At 67.0% G+C, this 16289-nt stretch carries 18 protein-coding genes and 1 pseudogene; 8 read left to right on the top strand and 11 right to left on the bottom strand.

Annotation, left to right across the window (positions count from 1 at the left end; translation table 11 throughout):
• The first annotated feature begins 177 nt into the window (after positions 1-177).
• Both ACOGXQ_RS17210 and ACOGXQ_RS17205 read left to right on the top strand, forming a co-directional pair.
• The gene (locus tag ACOGXQ_RS17210; RefSeq protein ID WP_419944829.1) at positions 178-399 is read left to right on the top strand and encodes a type II toxin-antitoxin system Phd/YefM family antitoxin; all 222 of its coding nucleotides are present in this window, start codon (positions 178-180) and stop codon (positions 397-399) included.
• The gene (locus tag ACOGXQ_RS17205; RefSeq protein WP_419944828.1) at positions 396-785 is read left to right on the top strand and encodes a type II toxin-antitoxin system VapC family toxin; all 390 of its coding nucleotides are present in this window, start codon (positions 396-398) and stop codon (positions 783-785) included. The genes ACOGXQ_RS17210 and ACOGXQ_RS17205 overlap by 4 nt, the downstream gene beginning before the upstream one ends.
• 35 nt (positions 786-820) lie before the next feature.
• On the opposite strand, the gene ACOGXQ_RS17200 is transcribed toward ACOGXQ_RS17205, so the two are convergent.
• The gene (locus tag ACOGXQ_RS17200) at positions 821-1456 is read right to left on the bottom strand and encodes an HD domain-containing protein (RefSeq protein ID WP_419944827.1); all 636 of its coding nucleotides are present in this window, start codon (positions 1454-1456) and stop codon (positions 821-823) included.
• Between the two features lie 64 nt (positions 1457-1520).
• Positions 1521-2546 carry a branched-chain amino acid aminotransferase gene (locus ACOGXQ_RS17195; RefSeq protein WP_419944826.1) on the bottom strand — a complete coding sequence of 342 codons (1026 nt, stop codon included), beginning with the start codon at positions 2544-2546 and terminating at the stop codon, positions 1521-1523.
• A 146-nt stretch (positions 2547-2692) separates the two neighbouring features.
• Here ACOGXQ_RS17195 and ACOGXQ_RS17190 point away from each other — a divergent pair.
• Positions 2693-3182, top strand: a pseudogene (locus ACOGXQ_RS17190) (enoyl-CoA hydratase/isomerase family protein); the annotation flags it as partial.
• Positions 3183-3302: 120 nt separating this feature from the next.
• Here ACOGXQ_RS17190 and ACOGXQ_RS17185 read toward each other — a convergent pair.
• Genes ACOGXQ_RS17185 through ACOGXQ_RS17175 form a run of 3 tightly spaced genes read right to left on the bottom strand, consistent with a single transcriptional unit; the run spans position 3303 to position 4868 of the window.
• Complete coding sequence (locus ACOGXQ_RS17185) at positions 3303-3503, bottom strand: hypothetical protein (protein ID WP_419944825.1); 201 nt, start codon at positions 3501-3503, stop codon at positions 3303-3305.
• Positions 3504-3540: 37 nt separating this feature from the next.
• A complete protein-coding gene (locus tag ACOGXQ_RS17180; RefSeq protein WP_419944824.1) occupies positions 3541-3708 on the bottom strand; it encodes a hypothetical protein in 168 nt (55 codons plus the stop codon).
• A gap of 2 nt (positions 3709-3710) precedes the next feature.
• A complete protein-coding gene (locus ACOGXQ_RS17175) occupies positions 3711-4868 on the bottom strand; it encodes an Ldh family oxidoreductase (protein ID WP_419944823.1) in 1158 nt (385 codons plus the stop codon).
• 180 nt (positions 4869-5048) lie between these two features.
• Here ACOGXQ_RS17175 and tcuA point away from each other — a divergent pair, with 180 nt between their 5' ends.
• Complete coding sequence (gene tcuA / locus ACOGXQ_RS17170; protein WP_419947423.1) at positions 5049-6599, top strand: FAD-dependent tricarballylate dehydrogenase TcuA; 1551 nt, start codon at positions 5049-5051, stop codon at positions 6597-6599.
• 207 nt (positions 6600-6806) lie between these two features.
• Positions 6807-9131 (top strand): NADP-dependent isocitrate dehydrogenase, encoded by a 2325-nt coding sequence (locus ACOGXQ_RS17165; RefSeq protein ID WP_419944822.1) that lies wholly within the window; start codon positions 6807-6809, stop codon positions 9129-9131.
• 156 nt (positions 9132-9287) lie between these two features.
• Here the strand turns inward: ACOGXQ_RS17165 and ACOGXQ_RS17160 are convergent, their stop codons facing one another.
• Positions 9288-9671 (bottom strand): hypothetical protein, encoded by a 384-nt coding sequence (locus ACOGXQ_RS17160; protein WP_419944821.1) that lies wholly within the window; start codon positions 9669-9671, stop codon positions 9288-9290.
• A 190-nt stretch (positions 9672-9861) separates the two neighbouring features.
• On the bottom strand, positions 9862-10230 hold the full coding sequence (locus ACOGXQ_RS17155) for an MmcQ/YjbR family DNA-binding protein (protein WP_419944820.1): 369 nt from the start codon (positions 10228-10230) through the stop codon (positions 9862-9864).
• A gap of 10 nt (positions 10231-10240) precedes the next feature.
• Here ACOGXQ_RS17155 and ACOGXQ_RS17150 point away from each other — a divergent pair, with 10 nt between their 5' ends.
• From ACOGXQ_RS17150 to ACOGXQ_RS17140, 3 genes are all read left to right on the top strand, one after another.
• Positions 10241-10498: a hypothetical protein gene (locus tag ACOGXQ_RS17150; RefSeq protein ID WP_419944819.1), complete on the top strand. Its 258-nt coding sequence runs from the start codon at positions 10241-10243 to the stop codon at positions 10496-10498.
• A complete protein-coding gene (locus tag ACOGXQ_RS17145; RefSeq protein ID WP_419944818.1) occupies positions 10483-10614 on the top strand; it encodes a hypothetical protein in 132 nt (43 codons plus the stop codon). Before ACOGXQ_RS17150 ends, ACOGXQ_RS17145 begins: the two co-directional genes overlap by 16 nt.
• 259 nt (positions 10615-10873) lie before the next feature.
• Positions 10874-11143: a hypothetical protein gene (locus tag ACOGXQ_RS17140; protein WP_419944817.1), complete on the top strand. Its 270-nt coding sequence runs from the start codon at positions 10874-10876 to the stop codon at positions 11141-11143.
• An 82-nt stretch (positions 11144-11225) separates the two neighbouring features.
• Here the strand turns inward: ACOGXQ_RS17140 and ACOGXQ_RS17135 are convergent, their stop codons facing one another.
• The 4 genes from ACOGXQ_RS17135 to ACOGXQ_RS17120 all read right to left on the bottom strand — a co-directional run bounded on the left by ACOGXQ_RS17135 (position 11226) and on the right by ACOGXQ_RS17120 (position 16230).
• Positions 11226-14549 carry a PQQ-dependent sugar dehydrogenase gene (locus ACOGXQ_RS17135; RefSeq protein WP_419944816.1) on the bottom strand — a complete coding sequence of 1108 codons (3324 nt, stop codon included), beginning with the start codon at positions 14547-14549 and terminating at the stop codon, positions 11226-11228.
• Positions 14546-15310 carry an alpha/beta hydrolase family protein gene (locus ACOGXQ_RS17130; RefSeq protein WP_419944815.1) on the bottom strand — a complete coding sequence of 255 codons (765 nt, stop codon included), beginning with the start codon at positions 15308-15310 and terminating at the stop codon, positions 14546-14548. The genes ACOGXQ_RS17135 and ACOGXQ_RS17130 overlap by 4 nt, the downstream gene beginning before the upstream one ends.
• A 189-nt stretch (positions 15311-15499) precedes the next feature.
• Positions 15500-15721, bottom strand: coding sequence for a hypothetical protein (locus tag ACOGXQ_RS17125; RefSeq protein WP_419944814.1), 222 nt, complete (start codon positions 15719-15721; stop codon positions 15500-15502).
• 38 nt (positions 15722-15759) lie between these two features.
• Positions 15760-16230, bottom strand: a complete 471-nt coding sequence (locus tag ACOGXQ_RS17120) for a hypothetical protein (RefSeq protein WP_419944813.1) — start codon at positions 16228-16230, stop codon at positions 15760-15762.
• Positions 16231-16289: the final 59 nt, after the last annotated feature.

Here is a 16289-nt window from a genome sequence, read left to right as displayed (position 1 = left end):
GTAGCGCAGTACGGGGGTGCGTCGGCGCCAGACATGGGCTTTTGCTCGCCTGACGCGGGCGACGCACAGTTTCACCGCTAGTTTTGTTGATTAGTCCAGTCATTAGACTAAGTTCATAGCAGGTTACTCGTGAAATTTAATTGAAAGGGCTGACATTCCGTGGAACGATCACAAGCCGTGAATGTGCATGAAGCCAAGACGCATCTGTCGAAGCTGCTGAGCCGGGTGGAGGCAGGCGAAGAAATCGTGATCGCACGAGCCGGCAAGCCCTGCGCCCGCCTCGTGCCGTACGAACCGCGCAAGCGGCGTACACCCGGTCGGATCCGTGGCATCATCGTTCCTCCCGAGTTCTTCGACCCGCTCCCAGACGACGAGTTGGCAGCCTGGGAAGGCGAATGAGCGATCTGCTGCTGGACACCCACGCTCTGCTTTGGTGGTGGGGCAATGACCCACGCTTGTCGTCAGCAGCTCTTGAGGCAATCGCCGATCCTGATGCAGCAGTTCATGTCAGCGCCGCCAGCGCTTGGGAGATTGCGACTAAGCACCGACGCGGTCGCCTCGTCGTCCCCCAGCGCGTCATCTCGCGCTTTCACGAGGAGGCCATCGCTGAGTCCTTTCGTCATCTGTCCATCAGTTACGCGCACGCGCGTCAAGCAGGGCTGCACGAAGTGGCGCACAAGGATCCGTTCGACCGGATGCTGGCGGCCCAAGCCGAGATCGAATCGTTGATGCTGGTCACACTTGACCGGTCGTTTGAGGAATTCCCAGTCACCACACTGTGGTGAAGCAACGCAGCTTGCGGTGACCCCGCCGGCCCGGTTCAGGTGAGGTGGGCGGTGGCGGGGAGTTGTGAGGGGTGGCTGAAGACTTCTTCGAGCAGCGGACGGAAGTCCTCGACGGCCAAGTTGGGGTACTTCGGGTCGAAGCAGTTCTGGTCGTAGTTCTGGCAGAAGTCCACGCAGGCGTCGTAGTGGGGCGAGTCCATGTACCGCTCGCGGGCATCCCGGTCGCCGCCGAGATGGTGGAAGTAGTAATAGCCCTGAAAGAGCCCGTGGTGGGCGATCACCCAGTGGGTCCGCTCGTCGACATAGGGCTGCAGAACAGCGGCGCTCGCGGCGCTGTGATTCTCGGGCGCGAATGCATCGCCGACGTCGTGCAGCAAGGCAGCCACCACGAGATCGGTCGGCTCGCCGTTTCCCAGCGCCCGGGTGGCCGACTGCAGCGAGTGGTCGTAACGGTCGATCTGGTAGCCGAGCGTGGGGCCGCGCAGGCACTCCAGGATGCGCAGGAGGTTGTCCACGAGCCCGGATCGGGCGTGTGCATAGAACGCCGCGTCCAAGAATTCGTAGTCCTCGGCCGTGCCGTGCTCCATCGCAGTCCAGGACACGATCCGGCTGCTGTCATTGCCTCCCATACCGCCCCCGCTGCTGAGCGTTCCGTCCAGTATCGCCGTCATGATCGCGCACCCGCGCGCGGCTGCCGACCAATGGCGGCTGGTGGCGGCTGGTGGCGGCGGCGGTTCAGCCCTTCACGGGAGTGCGCCAGCCGAACGGATCGGGCGCTGCACCGATCTGGATGTCGACCAATGCCTGGCGCAGCCGCATCGTGTTGGCGCCGGGCTGCCCGTCACCCACCGTCAGCGTCTTGCCCTCGTACAGGATCGTGCCTACTGGCGCCAGAACGGCGGCTGTCCCCGACAAGAAAGCCTCGCCTCGCTCGGCCCACTCGACAAGCTCCTCGGGGTCGATCGACCGCTCCTCCACCTCGTAGCCCAGCGACGCGGCCAGTTCGATCACCGAAGACCGGGTGACGCCATGGAGGAACGACTCGTCGAGATGGCGAGTCACAACCCGCTCGTCGTCAGCGAGGAAGAAATTCGACGCTCCAGTCTCGGTGATGTCGCCACCGGTGGCGAACAGCATCTGGTCAATCGCCTCGTTGCCGGCCATCGCATCCAGCGTCGGCGCGAGCGCCATCGCATAGTTCCCGCCGCACTTCACCATGCCGAACTGCGGAACAGTCCGGGGAATCTCGGTCTCCACCAGCAGTGTCAAGGGCCGCACGCCGCCCTTGAAATAGTCGCCCACCGGGCAGTTGACGACATAGAGCAGCGCACTGCTCGTCGGACGGGCTGCGGCGCCGATGTCGGGCTCGGTGCCGATCAACGTCGGGCGGATGTAGAGCGAACCGGGCGGATCCGGCACTTCGCCCGCATTTGCCTCGACCGCGTCGATGGACATCTGATAGAGCACGTCGCCGTCGATCGCGGGCAGCCGGAGGCGTTCCGCGCTCGCGACCATGCGAGCGACATGGCTGTCCAGCCGGAAGATCGCCAATGACCCATCGACCTGGCGGTGTGCCTTGAGCCCTTCGAAGATGGCGCTGCCGTAGTGCAGCACGTGCGCTGCGGGGCTGATCGAGAAGTCGCCGAAGGGTTCTGCTACGCCGCTGTAGACGTACGGTCCGTCGTCAGCGCGCGCCGTCGTCATCCAGTCGCAGAAAATGGTCCCGAACGGGACCGTGAACGGGTCGGGCTTTTCAGTCACCGGCACTCCATTCGATGCGGCTTGGCGCCCCACGGACACCCAAGACATTCGCAGCGTATCGCCGGGTTCCCTCCGCACCGGGGAAAATTTGGAGCCGAGTCTCTTGGCCCCGTCCGGCGAGGTCCTTGTTGCGTACGCTGCCGCACATGACACCGAACGACCCAACCCAGATCACCGAGTCAGTCCGCCTAGAACGCCGCGACGACATCGCACTGCTCATCGTGAGCAAACCCGCCGGTCAACGCACTCAGCCACCATGTGCGCCTCGGATTGCTGGAGGGCATGGCCGCGGCCGAAGCGAGCGACGCCACAGCCGTCGTGCTGATCTGCGACGGGAGGACCTTCACCGCGGGTGCTGACATCACCGAGTTCTCTCAAGCCCCGCGCAAGCCGGGCATCAGCCCACCTCAAGCAGCAATGGAGAACTGCGGCAAGCCCGTCGTGGCCGCGATCCACGGCACCGCCCTCGGCGGAGGTCTCGAAGTCGCGCTGTGCGCGCACTGCCGGGTCGCGACCAGCAACGCCCAATTCGGGCTGCCTGAAGTGAAGCTGGGCCTGGTTCCCGGCGCTGGTGGGACGCAGCGGCTGCCGCGCATCACCGGTCCGCGAAGGGCGCTCGAGATGATGACCAGCGGGGACCCCACCCTCGAGGAGTAGGACGGCTCCGTCTCGCCCAATCAGCGCCCGATCAAACCGGCCGCACTTGGACATCGTGAGCGTGCAAGGCCAACGCACCGATGTCACCGGCATCGCCGGTCAGCACCGAGCCGCCGGACGGGGCTCGTCGGTCCTTTCAAGCAGTCCCACAACGTGCTCGCCGTCAGATACAAGCAGGTCTTGGCGCAGTATCTCTCGGCGGATGGCCTTCTCCAGCAGTTCGGAGAGCGACAGTCCGTGCGCCTCGACCTTGTCGAGCAGCGGTTTCGGCAGCGTCACCCGCACCTTCGGCATGCCCATAGTCTCGCACCCTCCGTCCGCGCCTGATCTTCGCGCCCTAGTCGACGGAACCAGAAACGATTTTCCGTGGGGATCGTCGGCGGGATTTGCGGATGGTGGCCAGATCGGCGGGCATAAAGTCGCGATTCTCAAACTCTGAGGCGATCTCGTCGATCTCGTCGTCGCTCGCCGGTGTGTCAACGCCGCTGGACGTGTCCATGCCCATCGTCACGTCGTGGTGGCAGCGATTGTGGATTCGGGCACGCCGGCGGCGCGGGCGCCGCCGCAGATGCTCTGCCATGTCTCGGCAGGCAGCGTGATGCCGTTGGCCATGCGGTGCTGGCGCCGCTCGTGCTCGACATCGCCGGGCAGCTTCACCCCTTCGCCAGGGTCGATGGCGTCGGCGTCGTAGAACCAGTCCAAGTAGTCCGCCGCGATGCCGTTGTAGCCGTCCTCGGACTCGCCGACCCCTGACTCTGATTGCGACGGGTCCACCTGCGCCGGGTCGACATAGACCGACAGCATCCCGTTCGCAAACCGCACCCGGTGCGGCCCTGCGGTGCCGGTGCCGGTGAGCGCCCCGGCCAGCAGCTCGCACATCACTGAGATGCCCGAGCCTTTGTGCTCCCCCATGGCCCTCAGCGCGCCGGGACCGTCCATCGAGTTCGGCCGCTGGCCCTCTTCGAACGTGTACAGCACCCGTGGATCGCCAGTGATCTCCCCGTCGCCCGACACCAGCGCGTTGTCGGGCACGGCCGGGCCGCCATGCAGGGCGACCATGGCCTTGCCTTCGGCCACCACTGAGGTGGCGAAGTCGTGAATGACCGGCCGGCGACCGGCCACCGGCGCACCGTAGGCGCACGGGTTGGTGCCCATGCGGCGGGCCTTGGCGCCGAACGGGGCCACCAGCCGGCTGTTGGCGACGTTCACGAAGTGCACCGAGACCAAGCCTTCGGCGGCGGCCATCTCGGCGTACTCGCCGATGCGGCCGAGATGCCCGGCGTTGCGCAGCCCGACGACGGCGACGCCGAGATCGGAGCAGCGCTCGATGCCGAGCTTCACCGCTGCCGGGCCGACGGTCTGGCCCATGCCGTACTGGCCGTCCACCAGCAGCAGCGAGCCCGAGTCGATCAGCACCTTGATTTCCTGATCGGCGAGTTGGACGCCGTTGGCGAGCAGATCCACGTACAGCGCCGAGCGGATCACCCCGTGGCTGTCATGGCCGGCGAGGTTGGCGCCCACGAGGCTCGTGCCGATCCGTTCTGATTCGGCATCCGAACACCCGGTGTGGCAGAAGATCTCGGCGATGAAGCTCGCCAGGCGCTCATGGTCGATCACCACCGGCGCATCAGAGCCGACCTCGGCGGATGTCTGGTTCTCGCTCATCGCCGCAGCGTAGGTCGCCGGCCCACGGTGTACTGATCTGGCATGGCGCGAGTCGGGCACGCGGCGGGCGGCCCGAACGCCCACCACATAGGCTCGCCCGGCGTGAGCGACACTGGTGCGACATCGCAGACGCAGCCACAGCGCTACGACGTCGTAGTGGTCGGTGCGGGCAACGCTGCGATGTGCGCAGCGCTCGCAGCGCACGAGGGCGGCGCGCGGGTGCTGGTGCTGGAGCGGGCGCCCGAGGCCGAGGCCGGCGGCAACAGCCGCTTCACCGCCGGTGCGATCCGTTTCGCCTACGACGGCGTGGACGATCTGCGGGCGCTGATGCCCGATCTCACCGACGCCGAAGTGGAGGTGACCGACTTCGGCACGTACACCGAAGAGCAGTTCTACGCCGATCTGGGCCGCATCACCGACTACCGCTGCGATCCTGAACTGGCTGACGCGCTGGTCACCCGCAGCAAGGAGACGCTGCTGTGGATGGCCGGCCACGGGGTGCGCTTCGCGCCGATCTGGGGACGCCAGGCCTTCCAGGTGGACGGGCGCTTCACGTTCTGGGGCGGCCTCACGGTGGAGTCGGTGGGCGGCGGCGAGGGACTCGTCGAATCGCTGCGCGCTGCGCTGGCTCGCAATGAGATCGATCTGTGGCACGAGGCTGCGGCGCGCTCGCTCGTGACCGACGACAGCGGCGCCGTACAGGGCATTCGGATCCGGCTGCATGGCACAGATGGGCCAGCTGTAGGGCACACGACAGCAGATGAAGCGTCACTCGCTGGGCCTCACAGCGTGGGCGCACCCCTGACGCACAATACGCATGCCCTCGAACCCCGAGCGCGGGTGGTCGACATCGAGTGCGACGCGGTCGTGCTGGCAGCCGGCGGATTCCAAGCCAACGCCGAGTGGCGCACCCGCTACCTCGGCCTTGGCTGGGACCTCGCCAAGGTGCGCGGCACCCGCTTCAACACCGGCGACGGCATCAAAATGGCGCTCGACATCGGCGCGATGTCCTACGGCAACTGGAGCGGTGCCCACGCCGTGGCCTGGGACTACAACGCTCCCGAATTCGGCGACCTCGCCGTCGGCGACGGCTTCCAGAAGCACAGCTACCCGTTCGCGATCGTGCTGAACCAGCAGGGAAAGCGTTTCGTGGACGAGGGCGCCGACTTCCGCAACTACACCTACGCCCGCTACGGGCGCGAGATCCTCGCCCAGCCGGGACACTCGGCCTGGCAGGTCTTCGACGCGAGCACCGATCACCTGCTGCGCGACGAGTACCGCATCCGCGAGGTCACCAAGGTGACCGCCGACACGCTCGAAGAACTCTGCGCTCGCATGGAGGACGTGCACACCGCCGGGGCGCTGGCGACCATCGCCGAATTCAACGCCGCCGTAGACCGCAGCGTCGAGTTCAACCCGAACGTGCTCGACGGCCGTCGTACCAAGGGCCTGAACCCCGACAAGACGAATTGGGCGATGCCGATCGAGACGCCGCCTTTCTCAGCGTTCAGGGTCACCTGCGGGCTGACCTTCACGTTCGGCGGTCTGCGCATCGACGAGACCGGCTGCGTGGTGGACACCGACCTGCGACCGATCAAGGGCTTGTATGCCGCAGGCGAGCTGGTGGGCGGCCTGTTCTACGGCAACTATCCCGGCGGTTCGGGCCTCTCGGCGGGCGCAGTGTTCGGCCGCCTGGCGGGAACCTCCGCCGCTGCGCACGCCACCGGCTGAGCCGCCGCGCGCGAGCGGGCATCGCCTCGCGACAGGCATCGTGCCGACGCGGCGTGCAGCATGCGGCTTCGGGATCATCCCCGGATCAGCATCGGGATGCTCCCCCCGCAGCGTGTCACAGGCTCGCGGTAGCGTCGCATCGCCACGCTGGCACCCTCGGACCCGCCTGACGGTCGCCCGGCGAATGGCACGAACCGGGAGCCTGCCGTGAACTCGACCGCCGACTCGACATCCAAGATCGTCTACACCCACACAGACGAGGCGCCGGCGCTCGCCGCGTACTCGCTGCTGCCGATCATCACGGCATTCACCGAGGCCGCCGGTGTCGATGTCGAGACCCGTGACATCTCACTGGCGGGCCGCATCCTCGCCGTGTTCAGCGACATGCTCGAGCCTCACCAGCGAACCGGCGACGCGCTGAGCGAACTCGGCGAATGGACCCAGCGTCGAGACGCCAACATCATCAAGCTGCCGAACATCTCGGCCTCGGTGCCCCAGCTCAAGGCCGCCGTGGCGGAGCTGCAGTCGAAGGGCTACGCGGTCCCCGACTACCCCGACGATCCAGCCGACGCCTCCGAAGCCGAGATCCGTGAGCGCTTCGACCGGGTCAAGGGCTCGGCGGTGAATCCCGTGCTGCGCGAGGGCAACTCCGACCGCCGTGCCCCCCGTGCGGTCAAGAAGTACGCCCGGCAATACCCGCACTCGATGGGCGCCTGGTCGCCGCAGAGCCAGAGCCATGTCGCCACGATGTCGGGCAGCGACTTCCGCTCCAACGAGCAGTCGGCAACGGTGCCGAACGCCGGCTCATTGAGCATCGAGCACATCGATGCCGATGGAAGCGTCCGGCTGATGCGCAAGGTCGTCGTCGATGCGGGCGAGGTGGCCGACTCCACGTTCATGTCGGTTGCCGCCCTGCGCGAGTTCCTCGACTCCCAGATCGCCGACTCCCGCTCATCGGGTGTGCTGTTCTCGCTGCACCTCAAGGCCACGATGATGAAGGTCGCTGACCCGATTGTCTTCGGGCACGCAGTGCGAGCCTTTTTCGCTCCGGTCTTCGAGCGGCACGGCGAAGCGCTCGCAGCGGCCGGCGCAGACCCCAACGACGGCTGGGGAAATGTGCTCGCCGCCGTCGAGTCGCTGCCTTCGGAAGAGCGCGAGGCGATCGAGGCGGACATCGCCGCGGTCGTGGACAAGGGTCCTGCGCTGGCGATGGTCGACTCCGACCGCGGCATCACCAACCTGCATGTACCGAGCGACGTCATCGTCGATGCGTCGATGCCGGCGATGATCCGGGCGTCAGGCCAGATGTGGAATGCCGACGGCAACCAGCAGGACGCCAAGGCCGTCATCCCCGACTCCAGTTACTCCGGCGTGTTCCAGACGGTCATCGACGACTGCCGCGCGCACGGCGCGTTCGACCCCACGACGATGGGCTCGGTGCCCAACGTGGGCTTGATGGCACAGAAAGCCGAGGAATACGGCAGCCACGACAAGACCTACGAGGTGGACGCAGCGGGGACGATGCGGGTCGTGACCGAATCCGGCGAGGTGTTGATGAGCCACCAAGTCGCCCAGGGCGACATCTGGCGCATGTGCACCACCAAGGACGCTGCCATCGTCAACTGGGTGGACCTGGCGATCGAGCGCGGGCAGATCACCGGGGCAGCCGTGGTGTTCTGGCTCGATTCGCAGCGGCCCCACGACGCCCAGCTCCTCGTCAAGGTTCATGCCTGTCTGGCGCAGCGGGCCGCCGCAGCCGGCGCCGGCGATGCCTCCGGGGGCAGCGACTCCCTGCAAGCCGCACTGGCCCGTGCGGGCGAGGCATTCGGGGCCGAATTCAGGGTGCTGGCGCCCGCCGACGCATGCCGGTTCTCGCTGGAACGCATCCGGCGGGGCGAGGACACCATCTCGGTGACCGGCAACGTGCTGCGCGACTACAACACCGACCTGTTCCCGATCCTGGAGTTGGGCACCTCGGCCAAGATGCTGTCGGTCGTGCCGCTCATGGCCGGCGGCGGCCTCTTCGAGACCGGCGCCGGGGGCTCGGCGCCCAAGCACGTGCAGCAGATGGTGGCCGAAAACCACCTGCGCTGGGACAGCCTCGGCGAATTCCTCGCATTGGCCGTCTCGCTCGAGCATCTCGCCCGCGTCGCCGGCAACGCCGCTGCCCAACTGCTGGCCGACACGCTCGATGCCGCCATCGGCACGTGGCTGGCCGAGGGCCGCGCTCCGAGCCGACGGGTCAACGAACCCGACAACCGGACCAGCCATTTCCACCTCGCCAAGCACTGGGCCGACGAGATGGCCCGCCAAGGATCCGATGGCGACCTAGCCGAGCGGTTCGCCCCGCTCGCGGCGGCGCTGACCGTCAACGAGCACCAGATCGTCGCCGAGCTGGTGGAGTGCCAAGGCGTGCCGGTCGATCTCGGCGGCTACTACTTGCCCGATCCCGCGCTCGCCGAAGCCGCCATGAGGCCCAGCTCGACCTTCAACGAGATCCTCGACAGCTTCCGCGCCAATACCGCCGCCTGAACTCCAACGTCTTTTTTCGAGCCGCCGGAACCCCAAATGACGGTACCCCTGTGAGTGACGGTACCCCTGTGACTGCATCGCCTGTCATCGGTACACGGAACGGCTCATTCTGCGGCCCGCTACGCCTCCGGCCGATGTTCTTCGGGCGAGCTTCGCTCAGCGCCTCCGCCGCTGCCACGATGTCATCACAAAGAAACGGCACTTCGCGCATGCCGGGTCGGTAGCGATCAGCGAAGATTTCAGCGATGACAGATGATGCGCCATGCCGCCGAAGTACAGCTTCGTCACGCGGTGGTACTTGCGCTCAAAGCCCGAGTCCTTGTCGAGAGCGATGCGGCGTTCCTCGATCTGGGCTGCGAGTTCCTGCACGCGCTGGTCGTCGGCGATGGTCAGCACACGATTGAGCCAAGGCGCCACCACAGCAGCATCGTCGCGCCGCGTACCGACACCTACGTCCATCCAACCGCCGTACTCCCTGAACGGAGAGATCTCGACCACCACATCGTCCGGCGGCGGCTCGCTCTCACTCGTTGGCATCACCGATCAATTGTGTCTTCTGAACTGCAGCTTTGCCTGTGCGATGCGGGCAGTTTCAGCAGACGTCAAGCAGACCTCGAATCGCTGCTAGTGCCGTGTCAAGCAACCTTCGCTGTGGCGGGGATCGCTGGAGGGCCTGCTCGCAGGCGAAGCGACGGCGCCAGCAACCGCGCAAACGTTTGCTGACGCGGCACTAGTCAGCGTCGAGTTGGCGGAGCAGCGTCGCTGGCGCACGCAAGCGATAGCTGTCCTCAATCCAGTCGGCGAGGTCGTCAAGGTCGACGTCGGCCATACGGACAAGCACAGCGCCGTAGCCGTCGTAGTGCGGGACGGTGAACAACACGTCGGGATGGTTGTCGAGCAGAACCTGCTTTATCTCCAGCTCGCAGAAGAGCACCAGCACCTCAGTGTCGTGCACATCGTCGCGGTTGTATTCCCGCTCGCCCCACATCCGGCACACCAGTTTCTTGCGAACCTTCAGCGCTGGCGTGCCGTACGACGTCGACTCAACGACCTCGGGCAGTTCCACCCCGAGCCGCAGCACATCGGAAAACGTCGCCATGGCTCACCCGGTGCCATCGTATACGCCGAGGGAATCGATCCGCTGTGACACCAAATCGCTCCGACGGGTCGAGCACTTCGGCGGGCGTGGACGTCATGAAGATGACGCTGCCAAGCTGGTCGCCATCTGTGGCGAAGGCGAACAGGACTGCCAGCCGAAGAGATTGCTCACAGCAGAGCAGAAGTGCGACTTGCGGGTGCGGATGCTGACCGGGCAGATCACCCAAGCCGATGCCGCCGCGGGGAGGCGGGCGTGGATCGCTCGGTGATCTCTCGTTTGCGTACGGCGACACGCGACGGGGCGGTCGCTGCGGGGGAAAACGGGCTGGAGATGAGCGGTCCTGTCCCCGCCCGCGTCGATGGGGCCGCCAAGGCCGTGCTGTGAGAGCTGATCGACGATGCCGCCGCAGCAGGCTGGACCCGCGGCTGCGCTTGTGCGGTGCTGGGCATCGACCGGCGACGGGCGCGGCACGGTCCCAGCGCCGCGCAGCAGGCCGGCTCGATGACGCCCGCTGCAGAGGGCGGCCGATCCATGGGCTGCTGGAGCGGGAACGCGACGAGATCGTGAAACTCTTCGAGGAATGGGGCGACATCGATCGGTCCCATCGCAAGCTCGCCCACCGCGGCTCCTGTGTGGGCAGCGCGTGTGGCACCTTCCAGCGTGGACCGCGTTCTCGCAGGTCACGGCCTCGCCCTGGCAGCGTGTCGCGCCCCAAGCGGGCGGCCCGCTCGCCGTGGCCCGACTGGTGCGATATGCCATCCCCGACGACGAGCACCAAGGCAACGACGAACAGATCCGCCGAACCCGACACGACGGGCTCCAACGAGCCGATGCCCAACACCGCGCCACACACCGAAACCGCCAACCACCATGGCCAACCAACCATCACCGCCAGCCCGCCGACGCTGCTTGAAAACCGGCGAATTGTCACGCAGAGCCAGAAACACCTCACAGCAACAGCAATCCAGCACAAACCAGTCGGGACTCGGCGTGAATCAGTCTCGGGGGAGAATGGTGCGGGCGATGTTGACTGAGGTGTGGATGCGGGTGCTGCCGACGATGCGCTGGGTGCGTGCGCCGGGTGCCAGCAGGGCGTCTGTCTCTGCTCGCACCTCAGCGGAGACCGTGTCGGGGTCGCCGACGATGCGTACCAAGTCGGGGCCGATGCGGTTGATCGACTGCGCTGCCCGCGTCCCGAGCGAGCCGCGTTCGGTGTAGACCACAACTGAGCCGGGCGTGCGCGCGGACAGCATCGCAGCCAGCCCGATGTCGTGGGGACTCCAGCCGCTGGTCACAATCACGACACGTTCGCCCGGCAGCAGCGTGGGTCCTCGCCGTTCGAGGAACTGCGCCGCGATCTGCGCGGTGTGCGTGCGCGTCTCACCGCTGAAACGCCGGAACCCCGCGCCCGGCGCGGCCCCTCGCAGCGCAGCCCCCGCCTCCGCTGAGACTGCGGCAGCGCCGCCGATCACGATCAGGTCCGCCGGGTCGACCTCTGCGATGAGCTGATGCACCTCCTCGGGCACCTCGCCAGGAGCGATGTAAACCACGGCTGCGAGCGGCAGCCTGGCGGCCACCACTGACGCAACCCCGACATCCGCGGGACTCCAGCCGTTCGCGACCACCAGCGTCGCGGCGCCCGGCTGCTCGCCCTCCAGCACCGTTCTGGCGGCTTCTACGGCGGTCTCGATACGCGTCGCTCCCGAGACCCGCTGCCGCATCGCGGAGGGTTCCGCTTCTCCCAAAGACGCGCTCACCTCCGGCGAGATCACCCGTTCGCCGCCGATCATGACGATGCGGTTCACCACCCGGATCCCCAGCAGACCCTCCACCGCATCCGACAGCTCCTCGGCCTCGGTATAGACCAGCGCCGAACCCTGCGTGCGCGCCGCCAGCGCCGCGGCCGAACCGATATCGGCCGCACTCCAGCCATTCGCTACGAACAGCGTCACCCTGTCGACATCACCATCACCACCGCCGCTGCCACCACCGCCACCACCGCCGCTGCCACCGCCGCCACCGCCGCTGCCGCTGCCGCCGCCGCCGCCGCCACGCGGAGGCGTCGGTTGCGCCTGCACCGTGGCGTCTGTCGTTGCCTCGGCTGACTGTGGTCCGAATGCGTCTTCGTATTCGATGCGCACGCCAATCCGTCTCCCGGCATCGGCTGCTGTCAACACATAGCTCGCCGCATCAGCTCCTTCGATGCGTGCCCAGTCGCTCAGGTCGGGCGTGCCGTTCGACCTCCACCACGACCACTGCAGGGAAGAGACCGGAACGTCGGGTTCGCTCAACTGGGCGTTCGCGGCTGTGCCGACACGCAGCGGAGTCGCCGACAGCTCCAGGCCAGCGGGCTCGTCCACATTGCGTACCGTCACGGTCACTGCAAGCTCCCCGAACCTGACACCGTCGCAGCCGCGCACAGTCACCTCGTAGTCGTTGAGGTTGTCGACGTCGACCGGGCGCTCAAAGTCAGCCAGACTGGCGAAGCTCAAGCCGCCCTGGGGATCGAGCAGAAATGCTTCCGCGTCATCGCCGGTCAGCGACAGTGCGACCAATCCGCCTTCGGGATCGACACCGGCAAAGCTCGCTATCGACCCGGCGCTGTTCTCGTCGACAGTCACGACCGGCGGACCCGTCACTGTCGGGGGCCCGTTCGCCGGACCGCCTGCACTCACCGTCACGGTGACATCGGCAGTGTCGGCCAAGCCGTCGGGATTGGTGGCGGTGACCGTGAACTGGTACTCCGGCTTGACAGCGGCATTCAGCGACGAGTTCAGCACGACACTGCCAGGAGCACTGTCGTCGAGGCGAAAGGAGGCTGCATCGGCGCCGCTCAACGCATAGGCCAGCGGGTCTCCATCAGGACCGGTCGCTTCGACGGTAAACGACGCGCACTCCGGATCCGAATGCTCTTCCAGGCTGAATGCATACGAAGGCTGGGAGAAAGCCGGAGACCGGCCGCTGGGCGCCACCCGCAAGATCTTGTCGTCGGAACCGTTCGACGTCGTGACATACAGCGCTCCGTCGGGACCCAGCATCGGCGTGCGCAGCCGTCCGTAGGTGCCGTTCAGCTCCGTCGGCGTCATCTCGGAGACGAGGCTGCCGTCTGCATCGAATTCCAGCAGCACCAGCTTGCTCGTCCTGAGGGCCGCGACAGCGAGGCGTCCCTGCCATGCCCCCCAGTCGTCGCCGTCCAAGAAGATGCCGCCGCTGGCTGCGATCGTGCTGGCACCGCTGCTCCATTTCGCCGGGATCGCGCTCGGGTACTTCCCCAGGTCTGTCATCGGGACGTTCTCGTTGTAGCCCGGGACAGGATCCCAGCCGTAGTTGCTGCCGGCGACGAGCAGGTTCACCTCATCGTCTGCCGACGGCCCATGCTCGACAGACCACATCTGCGTGGTACCGGGCCGCAGCGCCAGCCCTTGGACATTGCGGTGGCCGTAGGTGTAGACACGCGAGCCGACGGTGGGATTGCCGGATGCGGCGGCCCCCGACATCGGATCGACTCGCAGCACCTTGCCCCCGAGCGAGCTGAGATTCTGCGCATGAGTACCCCTCGCGGCATCGCCAGTGGCGATCCAGAGATTGCCCGACGGGCCGAACCTCAGCCGGCATCCGCCGTGGCGCCCGCGAGTGCCCGTCGGGATCCCGCCGACCAGCGGATCGTTCGCCCTCGTGGCTGTGGCGAGGTCGTTGCTGAGCGTCCAAGCAATGACCTGCACCTCGGGGCCGGTGTGGCCTTGGCATGTGTAGAAGCGGCGGTTCGTGTCGAACGCGGGATCAACCACGATGGCCATCAACCCCGTCTCGCCGCTGGCGAACAGGTCACTCATGTCGGCGGCGACCGTGTGGATGGTCCCGTCGGGCGATCGGGCCTGCAGCACCCCGCGCCGCTGCGTGAACAGCATCGTGCCGTCTGAGGTGAACGCCAGATCCCACGGGATAGCGAGGTCGCCGACGAACACGGTCACCGAGATGTCCACGCCCGTGGCTGATGTTGCGTCGGCTCGCGGCTGGAAGGCAGCGGAGGACGACGCCTGGATGTCGATCGATACCCGCGCCTCGGACACTGCAGGGAACAGTCCTGCGCACAGCAAGACCACGACAGCGAACGCTGCTGCTCGCGTACCTGAGCGCCTGCCGAGCCTCGCGCCGCCGAGTCCGCCGACCGAGCGCTCGGACGGCTCGCGGAGAGCGGCCAAGGAGGTCTCGCAGGAGAGCGTGCCGACGCCGTCCAGCGCCACCGAGGAATCGGCCATTCGCGGGGCGCCGTCGCAGCGCCGATCTGCCGGCACGTCCCGGTTTCGAGCACCGCTCATGCGTACTGGGCGGCTGTCTGGCGTTCGAGCCAGCCGAGCAGGATGGCGACTGCTCGCGGATCGTGGCGGATGCGGTGATCGGCGCCCTCGATGAGGCGCAGTTCTGCGCTCGGGTGCCCCGAGGCGAGATGGCGGGCCTCTCCATAGGGCACCTGCCGGTCGTTGATGCCATGCAGGATCAGCAGCGGCCGGTCCGCTAAGTCGCCCACAGCGTCCATCGCCCGGTTCTGCTTCAGCTCACGGTTCCAGGCGCTCATCGAGCGGGGGAAGCCCTCGGTGCGGATCACGCCGACGTTGCGGCAGTGCTGCACGAACGCCTTCGGATCGCTCGCCCAGTCGTCGAAGTCCGCCCTGGGTGCCATCGCCGCCACGCCGCGCACCCTCGGGTCACGGGATGCAGCCAGGATTGCCACTGAGCCGCCCGTCGTCGAGCCCACCAGCCACACGCCGCGGCAGCCCTCCGACAGCACATGGGTGACCGAGCGGCCGATGTCGTCAATCCAGCCGAGCAGCGAGAAATCGCCAGCGGACTCCCCGCATCCGCGCATGCTCACCGCGAGGACCGTCCATCCTTGGGCCTCGGCAATGCGCTCGGCGAACAGCTGGTAGGTGCGATTCGGCACGCCGGGGCGCTGGATCGACGGGAATCCGTGGCAGAGCACGACCGCGGGTCCGCTGCGGACCGGACGCTTCGGGCGCACCAAGATCGCCGCCAAACCCGGGTTGCCCTCGATGGTGGTCTCGGTGACGTCGGTGCTCATGTCGCTGCGAGGTGGCGATCGAACGCCGCCCTTGCCACCGTCGCAGCGTGCATGGCCTCGTCCGAGCGGCGCGCGGATTGGCGGCCCTTCCGCCGCGTCGCTTCTTGTTCCCCGCTCTTGTTCCCCGTTCTCATTGGATACGGGCTCACGGTGCGCTCGGGCCACGGCTTCGCCATTCGGCTCAGCGTCCTAGCGGCAGAGCCGCGACAGGCGGTAGCCGCGGTTGCGTGCCTCGGGCAGTTCGTCCGGACCGAACGTGGCGTAGGACTGCACTGCCACGATGTCAGCCACCGCGTCGGCAATCTGTTCTGCCAATGCCGGATCGTCGGGTTCGGATTCCATATCGTAGACGATCTGGTTGCGCTTGTCGCCCACGAACCGGCAGCCGGCGAGCTCCCTCGGGATGTCCATGGCTCACATTCTGCCGTCCGCCAGCAACATGGCGGGACTCATCTCCCGTCGCGGCGCACGGCGGCGAGCGCCCCGATGCGCTGCAGGTACTCCAGATGAGCCCCGCTGACAGCGGTGACCTGTTCGAGCGTGACTTCACGGCCGTCGCGGCGGAGCGTGCGATACAGCTCCGTGGTCGAGGCACGCTCCTCGACCGCAGAGGCAGCCATGGGATCAGACCCAAGATCGGATCGGGGATCCGGCGGCTGGACGCTCTCGTCGTCTTCTGACGGACGCGGCCCGAACTGCAGTTGATTGAGATGCACTCGCAGGATCACTTCGAGCTCTTCGGCGTTGAGACCTGCAGCGATGTCGTAGGGCAGCAAGTCGCCGATGTACGCCGCTGCCTCTGCTAACCGCCACACCGGCTCGCGGCGCTGGCGACCCAGCAGATGCGCCTGCGAGCCCACCACGCCTGCAGCGACCACGAAGCCGATCACCAGCGAGATGACGAGGACCGCGATAAGCACAGACAGCTCCTGGGCTGCTGATGTCCGGTGCGGCGCACCGACCGCCCCATGCGTTTCGC

Source organism: Candidatus Poriferisodalis sp. (assembly GCF_965208485.1).
Classification (GTDB): domain Bacteria; phylum Actinomycetota; class Acidimicrobiia; order Acidimicrobiales; family Poriferisodalaceae; genus Poriferisodalis.
Note: the sequence above shows the minus strand (reverse complement) of the source record. Positions and strands in the feature narration are given on the sequence as shown.